Source organism: Paenibacillus amylolyticus (assembly GCF_036894225.1).
In the GTDB taxonomy this organism is placed as follows: Bacteria; Bacillota; Bacilli; order Paenibacillales; family Paenibacillaceae; genus Paenibacillus; species Paenibacillus amylolyticus.
The window spans coordinates 864,902-883,785 of sequence record NZ_CP145892.1; the positions used below are offsets into that span (position 1 = coordinate 864,902).

17 protein-coding genes are annotated in these 18,884 nt (G+C 45.5%); 13 read left to right on the forward strand and 4 right to left on the reverse strand.

The features are described 5' to 3' along the window. Positions 1–217 precede the first annotated feature (217 nt). The 5 genes from V6668_RS03975 to V6668_RS03995 all read left to right on the forward strand — a co-directional run bounded on the left by V6668_RS03975 (position 218) and on the right by V6668_RS03995 (position 5,132). Complete coding sequence (locus V6668_RS03975; RefSeq protein ID WP_338707751.1) at positions 218–1,291, forward strand: DUF3048 domain-containing protein; 1,074 nt, start codon at positions 218–220, stop codon at positions 1,289–1,291. 317 nt (positions 1,292–1,608) lie between these two features. Then, positions 1,609–2,229 carry a DUF47 domain-containing protein gene (locus V6668_RS03980; protein WP_017690670.1) on the forward strand — a complete coding sequence of 207 codons (621 nt, stop codon included), beginning with the start codon at positions 1,609–1,611 and terminating at the stop codon, positions 2,227–2,229. A 14-nt stretch (positions 2,230–2,243) separates the two neighbouring features. Beyond that, positions 2,244–3,233, forward strand: coding sequence for an inorganic phosphate transporter (locus V6668_RS03985; protein ID WP_036668387.1), 990 nt, complete (start codon positions 2,244–2,246; stop codon positions 3,231–3,233). Positions 3,234–3,582: 349 nt separating this feature from the next. After that, entirely contained in the window at positions 3,583–4,542 is a 960-nt protein-coding gene (gene corA, locus V6668_RS03990; protein ID WP_036668386.1) for a magnesium/cobalt transporter CorA, read from the forward strand. 128 nt (positions 4,543–4,670) lie between these two features. Then, complete coding sequence (locus tag V6668_RS03995; RefSeq protein WP_036668384.1) at positions 4,671–5,132, forward strand: DIP1984 family protein; 462 nt, start codon at positions 4,671–4,673, stop codon at positions 5,130–5,132. A 395-nt stretch (positions 5,133–5,527) separates the two neighbouring features. Here the strand turns inward: V6668_RS03995 and V6668_RS04000 are convergent, their stop codons facing one another. Both V6668_RS04000 and V6668_RS04005 read right to left on the reverse strand, forming a co-directional pair. Next, on the reverse strand, positions 5,528–6,616 hold the full coding sequence (locus tag V6668_RS04000) for a DNA alkylation repair protein (protein ID WP_338707752.1): 1,089 nt from the start codon (positions 6,614–6,616) through the stop codon (positions 5,528–5,530). A gap of 133 nt (positions 6,617–6,749) precedes the next feature. Further along, the gene (locus V6668_RS04005) at positions 6,750–7,385 is read right to left on the reverse strand and encodes a hypothetical protein (protein WP_338707753.1); all 636 of its coding nucleotides are present in this window, start codon (positions 7,383–7,385) and stop codon (positions 6,750–6,752) included. A 452-nt stretch (positions 7,386–7,837) separates the two neighbouring features. Here V6668_RS04005 and V6668_RS04010 point away from each other — a divergent pair, with 452 nt between their 5' ends. Together V6668_RS04010 and V6668_RS04015 are read left to right on the forward strand one after the other, a co-directional pair. Then, positions 7,838–8,128: a YerC/YecD family TrpR-related protein gene (locus V6668_RS04010; protein WP_017690665.1), complete on the forward strand. Its 291-nt coding sequence runs from the start codon at positions 7,838–7,840 to the stop codon at positions 8,126–8,128. Between the two features lies 1 nt (position 8,129). Next, the gene (locus V6668_RS04015) at positions 8,130–8,915 is read left to right on the forward strand and encodes a sirohydrochlorin chelatase (RefSeq protein WP_036606050.1); all 786 of its coding nucleotides are present in this window, start codon (positions 8,130–8,132) and stop codon (positions 8,913–8,915) included. Between the two features lie 145 nt (positions 8,916–9,060). Here the strand turns inward: V6668_RS04015 and V6668_RS04020 are convergent, their stop codons facing one another. After that, positions 9,061–9,630, reverse strand: coding sequence for a TetR/AcrR family transcriptional regulator (locus V6668_RS04020; protein WP_036606049.1), 570 nt, complete (start codon positions 9,628–9,630; stop codon positions 9,061–9,063). 168 nt (positions 9,631–9,798) lie between these two features. Here V6668_RS04020 and V6668_RS04025 point away from each other — a divergent pair, with 168 nt between their 5' ends. Beyond that, positions 9,799–10,725 carry a ketopantoate reductase family protein gene (locus tag V6668_RS04025; RefSeq protein ID WP_076320031.1) on the forward strand — a complete coding sequence of 309 codons (927 nt, stop codon included), beginning with the start codon at positions 9,799–9,801 and terminating at the stop codon, positions 10,723–10,725. A 71-nt stretch (positions 10,726–10,796) separates the two neighbouring features. After that, complete coding sequence (locus V6668_RS04030; RefSeq protein ID WP_017690661.1) at positions 10,797–11,213, forward strand: DUF4395 domain-containing protein; 417 nt, start codon at positions 10,797–10,799, stop codon at positions 11,211–11,213. 181 nt (positions 11,214–11,394) lie between these two features. On the opposite strand, the gene V6668_RS04035 is transcribed toward V6668_RS04030, so the two are convergent. Then, the gene (locus tag V6668_RS04035; RefSeq protein ID WP_036668377.1) at positions 11,395–12,111 is read right to left on the reverse strand and encodes an NPP1 family protein; all 717 of its coding nucleotides are present in this window, start codon (positions 12,109–12,111) and stop codon (positions 11,395–11,397) included. Between the two features lie 525 nt (positions 12,112–12,636). Here V6668_RS04035 and V6668_RS04040 point away from each other — a divergent pair. The 4 genes from V6668_RS04040 to V6668_RS04055 all read left to right on the forward strand — a co-directional run bounded on the left by V6668_RS04040 (position 12,637) and on the right by V6668_RS04055 (position 18,866). Next, positions 12,637–13,518 (forward strand): diacylglycerol kinase, encoded by an 882-nt coding sequence (locus V6668_RS04040; protein WP_017690659.1) that lies wholly within the window; start codon positions 12,637–12,639, stop codon positions 13,516–13,518. Between the two features lie 523 nt (positions 13,519–14,041). Then, complete coding sequence (gene rlmD, locus V6668_RS04045; protein WP_338707754.1) at positions 14,042–15,763, forward strand: 23S rRNA (uracil(1939)-C(5))-methyltransferase RlmD; 1,722 nt, start codon at positions 14,042–14,044, stop codon at positions 15,761–15,763. 1,397 nt (positions 15,764–17,160) lie between these two features. Continuing rightward, on the forward strand, positions 17,161–17,376 hold the full coding sequence (locus V6668_RS04050) for a phosphopantetheine-binding protein (RefSeq protein WP_164783195.1): 216 nt from the start codon (positions 17,161–17,163) through the stop codon (positions 17,374–17,376). Continuing rightward, the gene (locus V6668_RS04055) at positions 17,373–18,866 is read left to right on the forward strand and encodes a class I adenylate-forming enzyme family protein (RefSeq protein ID WP_338707755.1); all 1,494 of its coding nucleotides are present in this window, start codon (positions 17,373–17,375) and stop codon (positions 18,864–18,866) included. Before V6668_RS04050 ends, V6668_RS04055 begins: the two co-directional genes overlap by 4 nt. The last annotated feature ends 18 nt before the right edge of the window (positions 18,867–18,884 follow it).

Consider the following 18,884-nt stretch of genomic DNA (forward strand, 5'->3'; position numbering starts at 1 on the left):
TTCAAATTTTAAGTAAGGTTTGAGAAGTTCACATTTAGGACATATTTTTCTAGCTATATGCTGTTTCAAATGTGAATTTCAAGCTGTATCAAGGCCTTCTAGGCGCAGACAAATCGGATGGGGTGTGATTAAATGGAAAGAAATACGTGAAATGGTTGCCCACATGAGACATATATCACAACTTAGAACCAGGCCATATCGTTCAGGAGGTCCTATATTGAAGCTTTTTAAATGGAACAAAGCAGCATGGGCTGCATCTCTGTTTATTCTCTCATTAAGTCTTGTTGCCTGCCAAAACCAGGATGTGGCTCAGATGCCACTTCAGCCAGAACCGACACCTGCACCTGTACAAGAAGAACACGTGGAGGAAACCAACACGTCTCTCTATACAGCACCTCTGACGGGTCTGCCTGTAGATGAAGCGATTACGCGTCGACCACTCGCCGTAATGATTAATAATGCACCCGCAGCTCGGCCCCAATCGGGTCTAAGTTCAGCCGATATCATTCTTGAAGTTCTCGCTGAGGGAGGCATTACCCGTTTCATAGCCATCTTCCAGAGTGAAGGCGGTGCGGAGACGGTTGGACCCGTTCGCAGTATACGTCCATATCTAATTGAGCTCGGCGAGAGTTATGATGGGGTACTTGTTCACGCCGGAGGCAGTCCGGAGGCGTATTCCATTTTGCAAAGGCAGCAGAAACAGCATATGGATGAAATCTCGAATGGTGGACCTTACTTCTGGCGTTCCTCGGATCGTAAAGCCCCACATAATCTGTATACTTCAGCGGACAAGCTGAGAGAAGGGTCAGACATCAAGGGTTACAGCCATGATTTCAAGTCGCCGGTATACAATTATAACGAAGAAGGCGCGACATCCGTAGGAGAGGCAGTGAAGCAATTTGATATCCATTATTTATTGGATAGTTACCGGGTGACGTATGATTATGATGAAGTTAGCGGACGATATATGAGAATGGTGAATGGCAAGGCAGATCAGGATCTGGATAATGGGACTCAACTTGGTGCAGCAAACATCATTGTGGCAGGTGCAGATCACAAGGTGCTCGATAATGTAGGTCGGTTGTCCGTTAATTTGGAACAGGGCGGGGAAGCCATGCTTTTTCAGAAGGGCAAGATGATTCGTGGGCAGTGGGTGAAGAAGCAGGGGGATATTATACGGTTTGTTCAAGGTGGCAGTGAAGTTGCTCTTGTACCGGGTAAAACCTTTATCAGCATTGTTCCCAATCAACCGGAATTTTCCAGTCATGTGAAGCTGGCTGCGCAGCAATAAAAGGATGTAATGAAAGAAAACAATGAAACATGTATTCATTTTGTTGTCGAAAAGGCATTATATTTGTCCTTAGCGTGAAAAGTAGAATCGTGTCGATTTTGAATTTTGATGTCGAATTGTAAACGCAGTGTAAAATCTTGACTTGAATTTACCATTATTCCAAATAATTAAGATTCATTTCAGATTAATGTGATAAGAATATAAAAAAGGATCACACCTTTTGTACAAACCATGAAACAAATATGATAAGATATCAAAGGTTGTCATTTCATGTTTCATCGGTTGTCGGCAATTTTTCTCGTAAAGGGGATAGAGCTATGAAGCTTAAGAAGAAGAAGGATATATTTTTTGAGACACTGGAGAATATGGCAGATACGGTTGTTCAAGCGGCAGATTATTTCTCCCAGCATGTTTCCAACCTTCAGGATGTGACTCTTTTTGCTAATGAAATGAAGAAGTACGAGTCGAAATGTGATGATTACGTGCATACGATCATTACAGAACTCAACAAAACATTTATCACGCCGATCGAACGCGATGATATTATGGAGCTGACAACAACACTTGATGACGTATTGGACGGACTCGAAGCAACGGCTTCCCGTTTCTATATGTACCAACTGACAGATCCAGATGATGAGTTCGTCATACAGTTTGCTGAAATTTTGCGCCAATCGGCTTACGAAATTCAGAAGGCGATCCATCTGCTGTCCCAGAAAAAATTGCTCGCGATCCGTGAGTATACCATTCGTTTGAATGATCTGGAAAACCAAGGCGACGAAGTGCTGCGCATGTGTATCAAACATCTCTTCGCTACCGTGTCTGATCCGATTGAACTGATCAAGCGTAAGGAAATTTACGAACGTCTTGAGACAACAACGGATGCTTGTGAAGACGTGGCGAACGTGCTTGAATCCATCATTATGCGTAATTCTTAAGGAGCCAGAGAATAATGGAAACAACGATTTGGGTATTGGGTATAGTCGTCTTCCTTGCACTGGCGTTTGACTTCATCAACGGTTTTCACGACACGGCCAATGCCATTGCGACTTCGGTCTCAACCCGAGCACTGACGCCGCGTCGAGCTATTCTTATGGCAGCGGTGATGAACTTTGTCGGTGCGATGATGTTCACAGGCGTTGCGAAGACGATTGGGGGGAGTGTGACCGACCCCACCACGCTGGATAACGGGATAGAGGTCGTCATAGTCACCTTGATATCAGCGATTATCTGGAACCTGGTTACATGGTGGTTTGGTATTCCGTCTTCCTCATCACATGCACTTATTGGAGCCCTTGCAGGTGCCGTACTCGTTGGCGCAGGATCTGATAAAGTGAAATGGAGCGGATTCATTGATATCGTTGGAGGTTTGTTATTATCACCTCTGATCGCATTTGCCATCGGTTATGTGGTCATGACGATTCTCAAATATATTTTCGCCAAACGCAGTCCGCATAACGTGAACAAAGGTTTCCGTACGGTACAGATTTTCACGGCAGCACTGCAAGCATTCACGCATGGTACGAATGATGCACAGAAAGCGATGGGTATTATTACGTTTGCTTTGGTTGCAGCAGGTGTGCAGGATAATCTGGATGTTCCGCTGTGGGTTAAAATCTCAGCAGCAACTGCGATGGCTCTGGGTACATCCATTGGTGGTTGGAAAATCATCAAAACGATGGGTACCAAAATCTTTAAAATTGAACCGATCAACGGATTTGCCGCCGATCTGTCAGCTGCATCCGTTATTTTCACAGCAACGTTGCTTCACCTTCCAGTGAGTACAACGCACGCGATCACATCAGCAATTCTGGGTGTGGGTTCCGCGAAACGTTTCTCTGCTGTGAAATGGGGACTTGCTGGACGTATTATTATTACGTGGTTCATTACGATTCCGATTACTGGGGCACTGGCAGGGTTATTGTACTGGATTATTTTCTAAAAAGAGAAGTTATCCCGAACAAATTCGGAGTTACCAGACAATCTGTTCATAACTGTGTGAATATCGGGATATGTGGATAAATATACAACCAAAATCAAGAGACGCCTGTGCATGAACGTGTGGACAGGCTGGATATGTGGATAGCCATCCGTGGAATGATAAACCAAAAGAAGATATTCCTGTGGATACAGGGAACTGTGGATAGGGAAATGAGAGAAGCCAACAGGGTTGGCTTTTTTTGTTGTCGAGTTTAAATGCGTCTGTGGATATTTTGGACACGTGGGAGACGTACCTATGGTTAAAGTTGTACAATGACGTAAAGATACAGGACAAGGACGTGGTCTAATTTATGATTCGTACACTCGCCATTACACGAGAACATCAAGTCTCCGTTAACGTACCACTTACACAGCTGGATCTGAACGATTATGCCTGGGTATGGGCAGATTTTAACCAGCCTACGGAAGAGGAAAGCCGTTTGCTGGATACATATTTTCATTTTCACCCTTTAGCTATTGAGGACTGTCTGCATGTATTGCAGCGGCCTAAGCTCGATTATTATGATAATCTTCAGTTTCTTGTGCTCCATGCACTGAACCCGTCCACACTGGAAGCCGAGGAGGTTGACTTGTTTCTCGGATCAAACTTCCTAGTGTCTTTTCATCATGGCGTATTGGAGGAAGTGGATGAAGCGTGGGAACGCTTGTTGCACCATGCACATGAACGAACCATCTGGGCGCGAGGTCCGGTGGCAGCAGCCTATACGGTGATGGACAAGTTGGTCGATCATTATTTTCCGTCTCTATTTGCCATTGAGGATGAACTGGCCGAACTGGAGAACCGGGGTGGACAGGAGTCAGTTGAAGACTTGATGAACCAGGTGTTTGATCTGCGGACTCGATTGCTGAAGCTTAGAAGAACCGTAGTACCGATGCGGGATCTGCTCTATCGGGTGGTGAACTCCCAGCATGTGCAGCGAACAGGTGAACATACGGCTTATTTTACCGATATCTATGACCATTTATTGAAGCTGACGGACATGATTGAAGCCGATCGGGAGATGACTGCTGACCTGCGCGATAGTTATATTTCCCTGAACTCCAACCGGATGAATCAGATCATGAAGACACTCACGGTGATTACGACTGTATTTATGCCGCTCACACTGATCGCGGGTATTTATGGCATGAACTTTGCCTATATGCCTGAGCTTCAATGGAAGTTTGGGTATGGGGCTGTGTTGCTGTTGATGTTTGTGCTTGGTGGAAGCATGGTGGCCTGGTTTGTAAAACGGGGCTGGTTTAAGTGAGAACGAGTGTAATCAGATGTTAGTAACATAAACTTGTAATAACGTGTATCCACAGGTAAAATATAACGATATGTGAATAGATTCTGGATGAATTATCCATACATATCATTGTGGAAGGATGGGATACGATGAGATTGGCAGAGGCTCTTGTACTGCGTGCAGATGAGCAGAAGAAGATAGCTCAGCTCAAGCAACGTCTGGAACGCGTAGTTAAAGTTCAGGAAGGTGAACAGCCAGCAGAGGACCCACAGTTGCTTATGATTGACCTGGAGAATACGATCCGGAGCCTGACGGTATTGGTTAAGAAAATTAATAAGACCAATGCACAGACTGACTTCACAGCTGGAGTTACGCTTGCAGATGCCCTTGCAGAGCGGGATGGAATCATGCAAGAAAGAGCATCGTTTAACGAGGTTTTGCAGAATGCGTCCATTCGCCAGGATCGGTACAGTCGTTCTGAAGTGAAGTATGAGCGAACCGTGAACATAGCAGATATTCAACAAAAAGTGGATAGCCTTTCGAAATCCTACCGGGAACTGGATTTTAAAATTCAGGAGAAGAACTGGACCATAGACTTAATCGAGGAATAAAACTGCGTCGGTAACCCTATCCAAATGAAGCGAGCATAACCCACCAACGGGAAGTTGGAAACCTGGTAGACGCTGGGCCATGTCTAACCCATATCATCATTTAGCCCAATATTGTTACAAGAATGCGCAGCATGGATGTATCGTGTATCTTTCTAATTGTTACGACCATATGCAGGTCTTTGGATAGCGGTGAGGGTGGGTAAGGGGAATTGCAGTTTGAACTACATATGAAGAAGGCCACTGGGCCATGATCTCGGGCAGTAATAAATGTCGGGAGATGATGTTTGCCAGGTGGCCTTTCTGATTCTTCTATTAGAAGTTTTGAAAAAAATGTATCCACATGTGAATAACTATTCCGCTTCAACAAGCTGTGTATAACTTATGATGACTTCCTTTTACTCCATTTCAAGAACAAAAGAAGTTGTAGCTGCTTCTTTGCCATTCACAAGAATGGTAAGCGTATGCAGACCGGCATAATATTTTCTCGTTGTGATGACTTTGAACGATTGTTTAGTGGCTACCTTGGTTCTGCCTGTCGGGTACATTTTATCGGAGCATTTGAACCGTTTGGGGGCCTGCTTGCCATTTGCCTTCATATAACCCATCTCATATTCAATTCGCAGCATCTGGGACTCGCCGCTCTCGTTAACGACATCAAACGAAAAATGAAGATCCTCGCCAATGCTAATCGTATCCTGGACAAGCTGAAGCTGCTCAATGTGAATCGAATCCTGCTCGTTATAACCAAAAAGACTCAGTGCTTTGCGATGTCCTTTCTTCAGTAATGACCTGCTGGCATGCCGGACAATCCAGTCTGTGTGTGCATGTTGTCCGTACCAGGTCGTGGCCAGATCCATAACCAGTTCAGGGTGGTCCTTGGAGATGTCATTCAGATGATTGGCGACACTTTTGCGAACATAGAGGGACTCGTCCTGTTTCAATGCATGCAGAATCGGAAGTACAGGTGTTGGATCAGTGATAAAGTTCTGGAGTTTCGCACCCCATGGCAAACGTGGCCGGCTGCCCTCACTGGCAAGTCTGCGGATATGCTCGTTGTTGCTCTCTGCCCACGCCATCATATGTTTCATCGTTTGGATTGGATAATGTTCAATAAACGGGCGTACCGCGAACTCCGAGCTGGAATAAGGTGTGAAGAGGGTCAGATACTTCATGGATAACTCGTAATCCTCTGGGTCAAGTCCGTTCACTTCGATAAAATCCGGTACAAACAGATATTCAACGCCTCTCATCGTCGGGGCGGCTTGTTCGATAATATGTAATGCTTCCTCATAATTGTCCGGCAGTACCTGGGTCAAAGCCAGTGTGATTCTGCGAATGCGCGCTTTGAATTCCAACTGTTCCCAGCCTTCGGCGAAAACCAATTCATGAAATTGCTGTGTATCCAGCTTAGGGTAGAATTGACGCATCTGTTCGCCGGTCCGATCGATTAATGCGGGAGTGTATTTATCTTTGATAAGTTCCATGGTCCGCCTCCTTTAGTTACTATCCAGTATACCTCAAATTACAGAAATAAGAACGTAAGTTCCTGGAATTTATTTGTATACGGATGGACGGTGTTAAGGCACCCGCCTTCTGTAAGGGGGTGCCTGAATCTTCTTAACCTTTGTGACTTTTGGGACGGCGCTTCGTGGAATTGGATTTGCGACGGGTTGGAGTCGTATTACGGCGACGTGGAACATTCGTTGCTTTGTTCCGACGTTTGTTTTTGCGTTTGCGGGACGGCTTATATTCTTCATAGTCTGCATCGGCCGCGCTGCTATCCGTTTTTCCTTTTCCAAAAGGCAGAATGCCCATAACAAGTTTCATCATCGGAGCCATCTGCTGGATACCACCGACGACCTTTTGCATTTTGCCTATTCCAGTCATGATTCCATCAATACCGCCGAAGCGGTCGATCATTCCTTTTAACTCACCGATGTTGGCTAATGAAAAGCCGGAACTGCCAGTAGCAGGCGCCGGTACCGGAGCTGGGGGAAGAACCTGAGCTGCACCTCCATAAAAGTTCCCGCCAGCCACACCTTGCCCATAGGGTACGACTGCAGAAGCTTCGACTTCACCAAAGCCCGGGTAATGGGGCTCTACTCCAGGATACATCGGTTGAATCTGAGTTTCATTTAAAGACCTCGGAACCACACCGGGCGGCATATAGGCAGAAGTATGTGCCTGCCGATGAGCATGAGAAGACGGACGCTGCCCTGGTGCTGGCTGGCGGTGATAATAATGCTGTGGCATGAACAATCACGTTCCTTCTATTGGATTTCGGAATTGCGTTCCATGAGTTGCATGACAGATGTACATCATAGACCCTTGTGGAACTCCCTTTTGTTATACTGTATGTCATTCGCGGAGAGACGGCGTAGGCGGGTATCCCGGAAAACGGGATATTTGCGGATTTGGGCGCATGTAAGATGGCAGGTTCACGAAGAGTAAAATGAAGTTTAGACACAAAATTGTAACATTTAGGAGGATTGAAATCCTACATAAGTAATCGGATATATACAGGTGAAAACTGGGAAAAAGCGCGGAAATTTCGCCCGATGTACACGAGGGGAGGACAATAGTACCTTTTGTAAGCGGTAACATGTATTTTTATTCTGTAGTGCGTGAAATCGGTAACGCTTGAAATACCAACTCAGGGTGAGTACAATGTAGGTACACAGTAACCGCTAGGGGATGATGATGAAATGCAGCTGAAAAAGCTAAATGATAAAAGCATTGAACAACTATTCGAGGCTATTTTGACGCTAAAAGATATTGAAGAGTGTTATGTTTTCTTTGATGACCTCTGCACAGTTAACGAGATCCAATCCATGTCCCAGCGGCTGGAAGTGGCTCGTATGTTGGGTAAAGGCAATACGTATAACCAGATTGAAGCAGAGACAGGTGCGAGTACAGCTACAATTTCACGTGTGAAACGCTGCCTGAATTACGGTAATGATGGTTATAAAATGACGCTGGAACGCCTGGGACGCTAACATGAAGAAGCCGGGTGTACTCATCATCAGTCACGGTTCACAGGAGCAGACCTGGGTGGAATCCGTCGATGACGCGATCTCCCGGTTGAATCTGCCTGTTCCATTACCGGTTGAAGCCGGTTTTCTTGAACTTGTGGAAGGACGCCTGATCCAGGACGGTATCGACCGACTGGAAGCACAAGGCGTAACCGATATTCTGGTCGTACCTCTATTTGTTTCGTCCGGCAGTACACATGTGGATGAAATTGAATATGCCATTGGTGCAAAGGAAACACCTGATCGCGAAACGGATCTGGAACCGTTCGATGTGAAGGCTCGGGTTCACTTCGGTTATCCGGTGGATAACGATCCGGATATTGCCGTGATGGTGTGGGACAAAGTCCGAGTACTGTCGCAGCAACCGGAGGAAGAAACGATTCTGCTGGTTGGCCATGGGAGTATTCATGATGGTTTTCGCGAGCGTTGGGAAGCCGGAATTTCTTCCCTTGCAGAGCGTGTGCAGGAAGTTAGTGATGTAGCCCATACGGATTATGCATTGCTGAATCCGGAGAGTGTGTACGACAAAGTGAAGTATTGGAGCGAAGAGCGGGGGAACCGAGTCATTGTGGCGCCGCTGTTTTTGAGTGCCGGTTATTTCACGAGGAACGTTATCCCGGGTCGGTTGCAAGAACTGAACTATGTGTACAGCGGTGAGACACTGTTGCCACATCCATTGCTTGGGCAGTGGCTGGAGCGCCAGATCCAGATTTTGCTGGAGAGATGTAATGAAGTTAAAGCTTCTTCTTGAAGTGATCGCTTTGGCATAGGTGTGTGATCGCATCGCTCGTAGTAATGCAGTATCAATTGATTTGAACTCCATAGCTTCATAAACAATCAAACCACGTCGAAGGACGTGGTTTTTGTTTGTTGTAGATCACTTGAAAGAGATTGGGTTATCCATTAATGGGTGCGTGCAATTGCAGATGTAGCTCCAGTAAATTTATTAATTGGTCAACGATCTCCTCGGCCGGATAAGGCATGGAATTCATAATCCACCACTCCAGGAGGCCCACAGCAGCGGAAGCAAGAAACTGTATGGTGATCTCTTTTTTCATACCTTCCTGGATGCCACAGGCATCCATCTGTTCCTCCACTCCCTGGACCAACAATGTCATCAACTTACTACGGAACGCTGGAATACCTTTTTTAGTTAGAAGTGTGGTATAGGTAGAGGCATGCTGTTCCAGATAACTGAAGGTTCGGAGCAACGCATCCTTGGCCGTAACGGGTGTTGTAGTAGGGCTTTCGATCATACAGGCATCCAACAACCGCTGCAAATAGGTCTCAATGCATTGATCCAACAGGTCGAACTTGTCAGCGTAATGCAAATAGATGGTTCCTCGGTTTACATTAGCCCGATCAGCAATATCGTTTATCGTAATTTGCTCAAAATCCTGTTCCTCCAGTAACCCCACAAAAGCTTCAATTATTGCCTTTCGTGTCTTGAGTACTCGTCTGTCCATGGCCCCTCCTATGATGGTTTTCAACAATAAGGAATCATTCGTTGATTATTCAACAAAAACGGATATTTTAACGATTGAAGCACAGTAGGTGCTTTGTTACTCTTATTTTATCAACAAATGTTGATAAAACAACGATTATTTATAAACTATGAAATTGAGGGATAACCAATGAAGATATTAGTGTATGGTGCGGGGGTTTTGGGCAGTCAACTGGCGCATGTTCTGGTGCGCGGCGGCAATGAAGTCACCATTCTGGCCAGAGGGAAGCGGGCAGAGGAGCTGGAGAAGGATGGACTCGTCATCCGGCATTTTTTTCAATTCAAAACGACAGTTGATCAGGTTCGGGTAGCCAGAACGTTGGAAGTGGATGACCAATATGATCTGATTTTTGTTGTCATGAAGTATAACGATTTTCCTTCAGTGTTACCTATTCTGGCAGACAATCAGAGCAGCAATATTGTGATTGTGGGAAACAACGCAGATGCACGAAGCATGCAAAACTTTTTGGAGGAAAACAGCAGGGTAGCAAAACAGGTCGCGTTTGGATTTCATGTGAGTGCAGGGAAGCGGGAAAAGGACCGCATGTTATCGGTCGGTGGAGGCAGCGGACAAATGGTAATCGGCAGTCTGGACGGAGAGATAGGCTTTAAACCTTTGCTGGACCAAGCTTTCCAACATGTGAAATACAAGTTAAATGTTCTGAGCGATATTGATGCCTGGCTGAAAAGCCATATCATCCCCATTCTGATGCTTAATGCGGTGAGTTTTAATGAGGAGCGTGAGTTGATCAAGTTGGACGGGAATAGAAAGCAAATCCAACATATGATTGGGGCGATGGATGAAGGCTTTAGCGTACTTGAGGCTATGGGCATAACGATTATACCGGAGATTCAGGCTAAAATGATCCGCAAGCATCAACGGATGTTGTACCTTCTGTTGAAGATCTATAGCATGCTTCCGGTTCATAAGCTGGTCGCGGGTTCGTTTGGAGAGATTGAGGCGTTAAATAATGCATTTACCGATTGGAAAAAGACAACAGGCACCCCGACTCCCCATTGGGATGTGCTGAAAAGAGATTTTACTCCCCTAAAATGAAGTGTTGCTCATTAACCCAATACCGACTACAATAAAACCAACTAATAAAATGGGGATAAGGAGATATACAGATGCGGGAAGTGCCCATGCGTTATGTGAAAGCAAATCAGGTCGGTATTGTATTATTTGTTTTACTCTCGTTTGTGTTCAATCCAATTGTAGTTCTGGGAGCGCTGTGGGTCATTCAGGTGGTTGGTCTGGCTTCCAGTGGCAAGCTTAATCTGTTTGTGCAGATTGGGAAAGCTGTGTTGACTGGTAAAGGTACAGAGACGCAGGCGGTGGAGCTGCAGCGATTCAACAATATTCTGGCCGTGCTCTTCCTGTCTCTGGCACTCATCTCGTTCTCGCTTGGCTGGGTAGCCGCAGGTTATGTATTCTCCGTCATGCTTCTCGCGGCTGCAAGCGCGGCACTGCTGGGTTATTGTGTAGGCTGCACCGTCTATTTCTGGTATAAACAGCTGCGTGCAGGCAGAAAAATCGGATTTTGAGGTTATCTGATGAGCGATACGATGACAGAATAACTTATTCTTCGAGTAAGGATAAAGACGAGTCATGTTCCGAGGAGCTTTCTTGCGGCAAGCTTTTAGCTGGACCTATATGGCGATCGGGATACGATCGCATTATAATGAAATCCCCCTCAAGTGAGCTGCCACTTGAAGGGGATTTTTTTTATCTGAACCAGGCCTTATTTAAATTGTTGGTAAAATTGTTATCGTTGAAAGGCACGTTGGCGCTACCGAAGTTTGTCGTGTTGAGTGCATTTCGTGCCGCAGAAGTCAGATCGTCCCATCCGATTAAAGGCTGAGTTCCGCCAACAGCATTAGTAACGCCAAGCTCATGGTTCAGCGGCCAGGTACTATTGTAGGAAATCAACGGATGGTTACCTTGTGTATTGTTATTGCTCGGTGTAACTTTTGTAAACTGGCCGTGACCGGAATATGCGATAGAGAGGATTTTGGAATTGGGAGCTGCCGGATTATCGACCCACACGACGATTCCTTCCCAATCATGACGATGGCCGAGTCCAGAGGAAGGGGAGTCTTTGGGGAAATACCACGAATACATGATAGCCCACACCCCATTGTGCCATGCGGAGCGGGAGTAGATCTGCCCTGTGTTTGAGCTACAGTTCCCATTCGATGACCCGGACGTATTCAAGCCAGCGCTGGTATTGCCCTGTTGATCCACTGCGGGAAAAGGTACACAACCATGATAGACTTTTAGAAATGGCTGAAAACGCTTGGCTGCTTGTTGCATTACGGTGACTGGGGAGACTTCCTGAAATCCGACAACCTGATCATGATTAATTTCTGCTGCTTCAACAACGGTGACCCAAGGAATACATGCCATAAGAAAGACCAGGAGCATTAACACGATTTTTTTCATTTACAATTCTCCTTCAAGGGTATGATGTGGTGTTAAATTGAGGGTGCACTAAAACTATATTGGAAAAAGGTTTATGTTATTTATCTTTTCATCTTAAGATTTGTAAATTTGTAGCATATCTATGTCATAATCATATGTAGATCATCGAAATCGAAGACTAATTCCTGTCCAAGCGGGCAGAATGGTTGATTAATGAGACTATTTTACATAAAAGGTAGTGGGGAAGATTCAGGAGCAGTGCGTGAGGTTTATTGGGTAATAGGCAGATTAGTGGGTACGGATATGTTAAAATATACTTATGGATTACAGGCTAGGACATCTTTACATTTGATGATATGATAGGAGTTAAAGGCTTTGGAATGAGACGGAATTCCTGATGCATAGATATAGGTAAGACGAAAGATTAGAGCAACATTAACGGAAGTTCATTATTTTGTAAAAAATATGCCCTTTTGTGGACTGATGCAACGTAAGAATATGAGGTCGTTTAGACTCATGGATAATGTGGAATAGGTGGCGTATGAGATGAAAAAAGCTCGCTTAATATATAATCCGACCTCAGGCCGGGAAGAAATGAAGAAACGTCTGGCTGATATTTTGCAGCGTTTGGATCAAGGTGGTATTGAAGCTTCATGTCACGCAACAACGGGTGAAGGTGACGCAACCCGGGAAGCTGAACTGGCAATTGAACGCGGATATGACATGATTATTGCTGCTGGTGGCGATGGCACGTTGTATGAAGTTATCAATGGTATGGCTGAGCGGGAGAATCGTCCTCCGCTGGGTGTGTTCCCTTTGGGAACAACGAATGATTTTGCACGTGCACTCGGCATTCCGAGACAGTGGGAGGATTATGTGGATCTGGTCATTAACCAGCAACTTCGTCCGCTCGATCTGGGCAAAGCGAATGATAAATATTTTATCAACATTGCCGGTGGCGGCTCATTAACTGAACTGACCTATGAAGTGCCGAGTCGTCTGAAAACGATGATTGGGCAACTGGCCTATTATATGAAGGGTATTGAGAAAATGGCGAGTCTGTCTCCACAGGAGCTGATTATTCGTGCCGACGGTCAGGAAGAGATCCATGATGAATTCATGTTATTCCTCATCGCCAATACCAATTCGGTCGGGGGTTTTGAGAAGTTGGCTCCAGGAGCAACCATTGATGATGGTCTGTTCGATGTGATCGGTGTCCGCAAATGTAATCTGGCTGATATGATTCGCCTCGTAACGCTCGCGTTGCGTGGGGAGCATCTGAACGACAAGAAAGTGGTTCATTTCCAGACGAGTCATATGGAAGTTACGTCGCCAGGTTATGTGCAACTGAACCTCGATGGAGAGTTGGGCGGCACGCTACCTGCTACGTTTACGAATTTGCGTCATCATCTGATGTTGTATCGTTAAACTTGGCACTTAGCGGAGAATGTGGTTGCTTGCGGAAAGCGTTAATGCCGCAGTGGTTTTTGTAAAGCATCGCACAAGTGGTGAGGAGAGTTGGATACAGCTCTGCCGTAAGGTGAGATGGAAGTGCAATTTCCAGTTGCTGTGTACGGTGGGATCGCGTATAATCTCATGTGGTCACCATACGTTGAGCGGATACAGGGCACATTGTGGTGATTGAGTGAACATGAACAGTGAAAGTTAAGAGTGCTGGTCTAGTTCGACGTACTGCAATGTGATACACCGTGCTGAATGTAGCGTTTGGTTGATTGCCCGGGTGGCGGCTAACGAACTCAGAAAGCCTTAATGTGGCGAAATCGCCGGATCTGCGAATTTAACGAATCTCAGCGTCGTTATTTTGGAGAAATGACCGAAAAAGGTCGGAAAACACCATCCGATGATGATATAACGTTTCTGAAGTTCATTAGAAATTCGGAACGTTATTTTTTGATGTGATACTATATAAGAAGAAAGAAGTGAATGTACGTTGTCTAATACGAACCGCAGCGGTCGTGGAAAAAACCGCCGGAATTCGGCTGCCTCTCAGGGGCAAGGGAACGCTTCAGCGTCCCGTCAGCCAAGTCAATCATCTCGTCCATCTACACGTCAGCAGGGAAAAGAGGTGCGGCCACAAGGCGCATCTCTTTCTGCCGTTCGTCCAAAGGGGAGAGCGCGTGAATCTGCACCAATTGAAGGGCTGCCCGTTAGCAAAAATGAAGAGACCGTCATCGACATCATTGGCATGAACCATGACGGTGAGGGTGTAGGTCGTGCGAATGGATACACGCTCTTTGTGCAGGGTGCGCTTCCAGGTGAAACCGTGCGTGTGCGTGTGATGAAAACCAAGAAGCAGTATGGCTACGCCAAGTTACTGGAAATCGTGAAAGCAAGCCCGGATCGTGTGTCCGCGCCATGCCCGATCTACGATCAGTGCGGCGGCTGCCAGATCCAGCATATGAGCTATGCCGGACAGCTTGCGTGGAAACGCCAGTTGGTCGTAGATAATTTGCAACGGATTGGCAAATTGAACGTGATGGTGGAGGATGCGGAGACGTTGGCATCCAACGCGCAAGATGACGCCACAGTTGATGAGGCGAATGAAGCACAGATGATTGGAAGTAATCGTATTCGTTTTCGTCTCGAAGGTGTCATGAACGAAGAAGATACGGAGCAGGGCATTCGTGTACTGCCTACGATGGGTATGGACGAGCCATGGCGCTATCGGAATAAAGCACAGGTGCCCATTGGTGTGACCGAGGGTGGTCTGGTAGGTGGTTTTTACGCCAAAGGAAGCCATCGCATCATCGATATGGAGAGTTGCCTCATTCAGCATGAGCACAATGACGAAGTGGTCGCAAAGGTTAAAGAGATCGGCAGTCATTTTGGTATTAGCGCCTATAACGAAGAGACAGGTCGCGGATTGCTGCGTCACGTTGTCGTCAAGAAAGCGTTCCGTACAGGCGAGATGATGCTTGTTCTGGTTACGAATGGTCGAGACATTCCGTACAAAGACGAATGGATTGGCAGTATCCGTGAAGCCATTCCGCATGTGGCGAGTATCTGCCAGAACGTGAACAAAAAACAGACCAACGTCATCTTTGGCGATGAAACCCGCGTCCTGTGGGGCCGTGATGTAATCTATGATTATATCGGTGATGTGCAGTTTGCCATCTCGGCACGTTCGTTCTATCAGGTGAATCCGGTGCAAACGGAAGTACTGTATGGCAAAACGGTAGAGTACGCTGGACTGAGCGGCAAAGAGACGGTGATTGATGCCTATTGCGGCATAGGAACGATTTCTCTTTTCCTCGCGCAACATGCGGATCAGGTGTACGGGGTAGAGATCGTGCCTGAAGCGATCGAGGATGCGCGGAGCAATGCTCTATTGAACGAGATGCGCAACGTCAAGTTCGAAGTTGGTGCCTCTGAGGATGTCATCCCGCGCTGGAAAGAACAAGGCATCGAAGCTGACGTCATCGTTGTTGACCCACCACGAAAAGGCTGCGACCCGCGTTTGCTCGATACCATCCTGGAGATGAAGCCGGAACGTGTGGTGTACGTGAGCTGTAATCCGAGTACGCTGGCACGTGATCTTCGTGTGTTGGAAGATGGCGGCTATCGCACCGTGGAGGTAACGCCGGTGGATATGTTCCCGCATACGGTGCATGTGGAATCGGTGGCGATGTTAAAATGGAAGGGGCAGGATTAATTCCTACGCCTCTTGTTGTTCCAACTTCCTTATGGATTGCGGACGGGAAATATGTAATGTATGGCTTTGACTGAACCGTCTCTAATAACTTCAATTTTTGAATAATTCTTTGAAGTGCCTGCTTAAAGACTTGTTGACCTTCAATTTGAGGTACGGTGAAACGGGATAATTGCTTTATATAGGCACGGAGTTGTTCTTCCGTGTCTTTTTTTTACCTGTAATAATGAAGTAATTACTGATTTTGTACACACCCTAAACCTAATACAGATAGAGGTGAAATTTCTTGAACTATAGGGGCATAGATCTCATCAAGTAGAAGCTTCTTATCATCACGCTTGTAGCCAAATGTGGGTAGAGAAGCCTTGTAGGGCGGTTCGTGAAAATATCATCTTCATGTGGCTCGCCGCTGGCCAACAGCCAGACTTTCGTACCAGTAACCTCTTTCCGAACGGATGAAAGAGGTTACTGGAAACCGTGTTTACCCATGTGCTAGAGTTATAACTGATTTCGATTGGACGTCAAAGCGAGGCAAACTTCATTAACTCAGCTTTGGACGCTGATACACGTGATTCTGTATCGTGTTCATGAGCGATTCCAGTTTGAAGTCGAGCCGTTCTCCTTATCAATATCTCCGCTCGTCTGTTTCCTCGTAAGCTTAACAGTCCCTAGACAAAACACTTCGACATTGTGGTTATGAAGCATTCTGACAATGTTTATTGTATTGGGCGTATTCTTTATGACTGGAATGGTTGCGTTAACTATATTTTCCCTTTACCATACACATTTTGAAACAATCACAAATGAGAGAAACAACCAGATGACGAATGGAATTCCAGAGGGCATCAACGGGCTTTTTCAAAACTGTTGACAATTGGCATATATGTAATTATATTTAATATATCGGGCGTTTGGTGCCGTAAATCTACTAGTGTAAACGCTACCAAGTAAAACTTTACGCAATATAGTTCAATCCCGTCGAGGAAGAAAATGGAGAGTTGATGGTCTACTTAGTCCCGGTTTTGTACACGCACTGTCCATTTACGAGTGACATTCATCGTAGTTTTGTAGAGCATTTTCAGCAACGCTTCATTGCTTGGGAAAATGCTTTTTTCTTTAGGTTTTGCGATGTTGACGAGGGAACCCTCAAGTATTTCCGTCGTTGTACTCTTCGCGTCAAGCTTTTTATGACATGAACCGTGTCATATTCCACCTCCAGCATGAATTGCAGCATCTCTGCAAACAACTCTTTCAGTGCAAATTCACCTTTTCCATCGTTATGAACTTATTCTTCTTCAAAATCACTTTCACTTGCTCATCACGTATACTATCCTCTTTAATCAGCCTTTCTAAAGATTATCTAACGGGGGAATATGATGTCTAAATCAATAGAATCTATCTTGAGAGATGAAATTTTTGCTGAGCTGGACATCGAGTATCCGGAAGGCCACGATACCCGTTTGTTGGACCAAGGGATCGATTCAGTAGGCTTCATCAAGCTTATTGTTTTAATGGAATCGAAGTTTAACATCTCGATCCCTGATGAAGATCTGTTATTTGAGAAGTTCTCCACGGCTGGATTAATCCTTAATTATTTGACTGTGAAAACGCTATGATGACGATCATTCAGCGTCTATTTCTGGAGGCCTCTGATCGCCAAGATCATATTATCCTTGAAGATCTAAAGCAGCAATGGACTTACGCAGAGGTGATGACAGAAGCTTATTTGATTGCTCTATATATCCACAAGAATTTTGAGCTTGAGTCCGGAAGCCATCTTGCATTATACACAAATAATGAGCCCTTGTTCATTTTTGCGGCGCTGGGCATTCAATTCTGCGGTTATGTGTTAGTACCGGTTCCTTATTCGGCGTCCAATACTGAAATTGAAAATATTTTAATTGCCAGTGACGCCAAATTGGTTATCAGCAAATCTGCACAGCCAGCGCATTTAAATTGCGACATACCTTGGGTTACCGCTCAGGATTTATCGCAAGAACCAATGCCTTCGTTCGAATCGATCTCGTTAACCAATCAGTCCGATCCCAATCAATGTGCGATTCTCCTTCCTACATCGGGCACAACCGGAAAATCTAAAATCGTTATGTTATCCCATTGGAATGTATTAACGAATGCGTTGGCACATGGCGGAAAGGTGGGGTATACAGAACAAGATTCGTTTCTTGTAACGATGCCCGTTCATTTCAGTTCTACGATTGTCACGCAATTGATTTCTTGTATGTTATATGGAACCCGAATTAAACTTATCAGCTTGCCCTTTCTGCCGCGCACCGCGTTTAAACTGTTTCAGAATAAGGCGGTCACGGCATTCTCAGCGGTGCCTACGCAATTGATGCACTTTGTTTCCGATTTCCATCAGACAAAGAACTGGAGTGCCTTTGATTCCATTGAATTTATTGTAATTAGCGGTGCGGCGATTCCCGCGAAATTAGTAGACCATCTTCAGACTGTATTTCCTCACGCGGACATTATTCAAACCTATGGATTGACCGAAGCTTCTCCGCGGGTGACCATGATGGAACGGGGAGAGCGCTGCCTATCCTGTGGATCACCCATAAATGACGTTTCTATTCGTCTTGTTGACGAAGAAGAGAATGAGGTTGAAGGAGCGGCTATCGGAGAAATTTGGGTCAAGGGCCCGAATGTGATGCTCGGTTATTACAAAAACCCGGAGTTAACGAACGCTACCATTGTTGAGGGTTGGTTAAAGACAGGAGATTTGGGATATTGGAATGAATCAGGGTGTCTTATACTCACAGGCCGAAAGAAGAATATCATTATATCCGGCGGTATCAATATCTATCCGGAAGAAATCGAGGAATTTTTGTACGGCTTGAAAGAAGTGGAGGAGGTCATGGTTGTTGGTGTACACGATGATCTGTTAGGCGAAGTGCCTATCGCATTTCTGAAAGTTTTTAATGAATGCCTGATCGATATAGAGGCACTGACACGACATTGCAACTTGCATTTGTCAACGTATAAAGTGCCTAGAGAATGGAGGATTATCGATAACATTCCAAAAACAAAAACAGGAAAACTGGACAGGGCAAGCACGAAGCGCTTATTGCTAAATGAGATATACTGATTCGAAATCCTTAAGCTA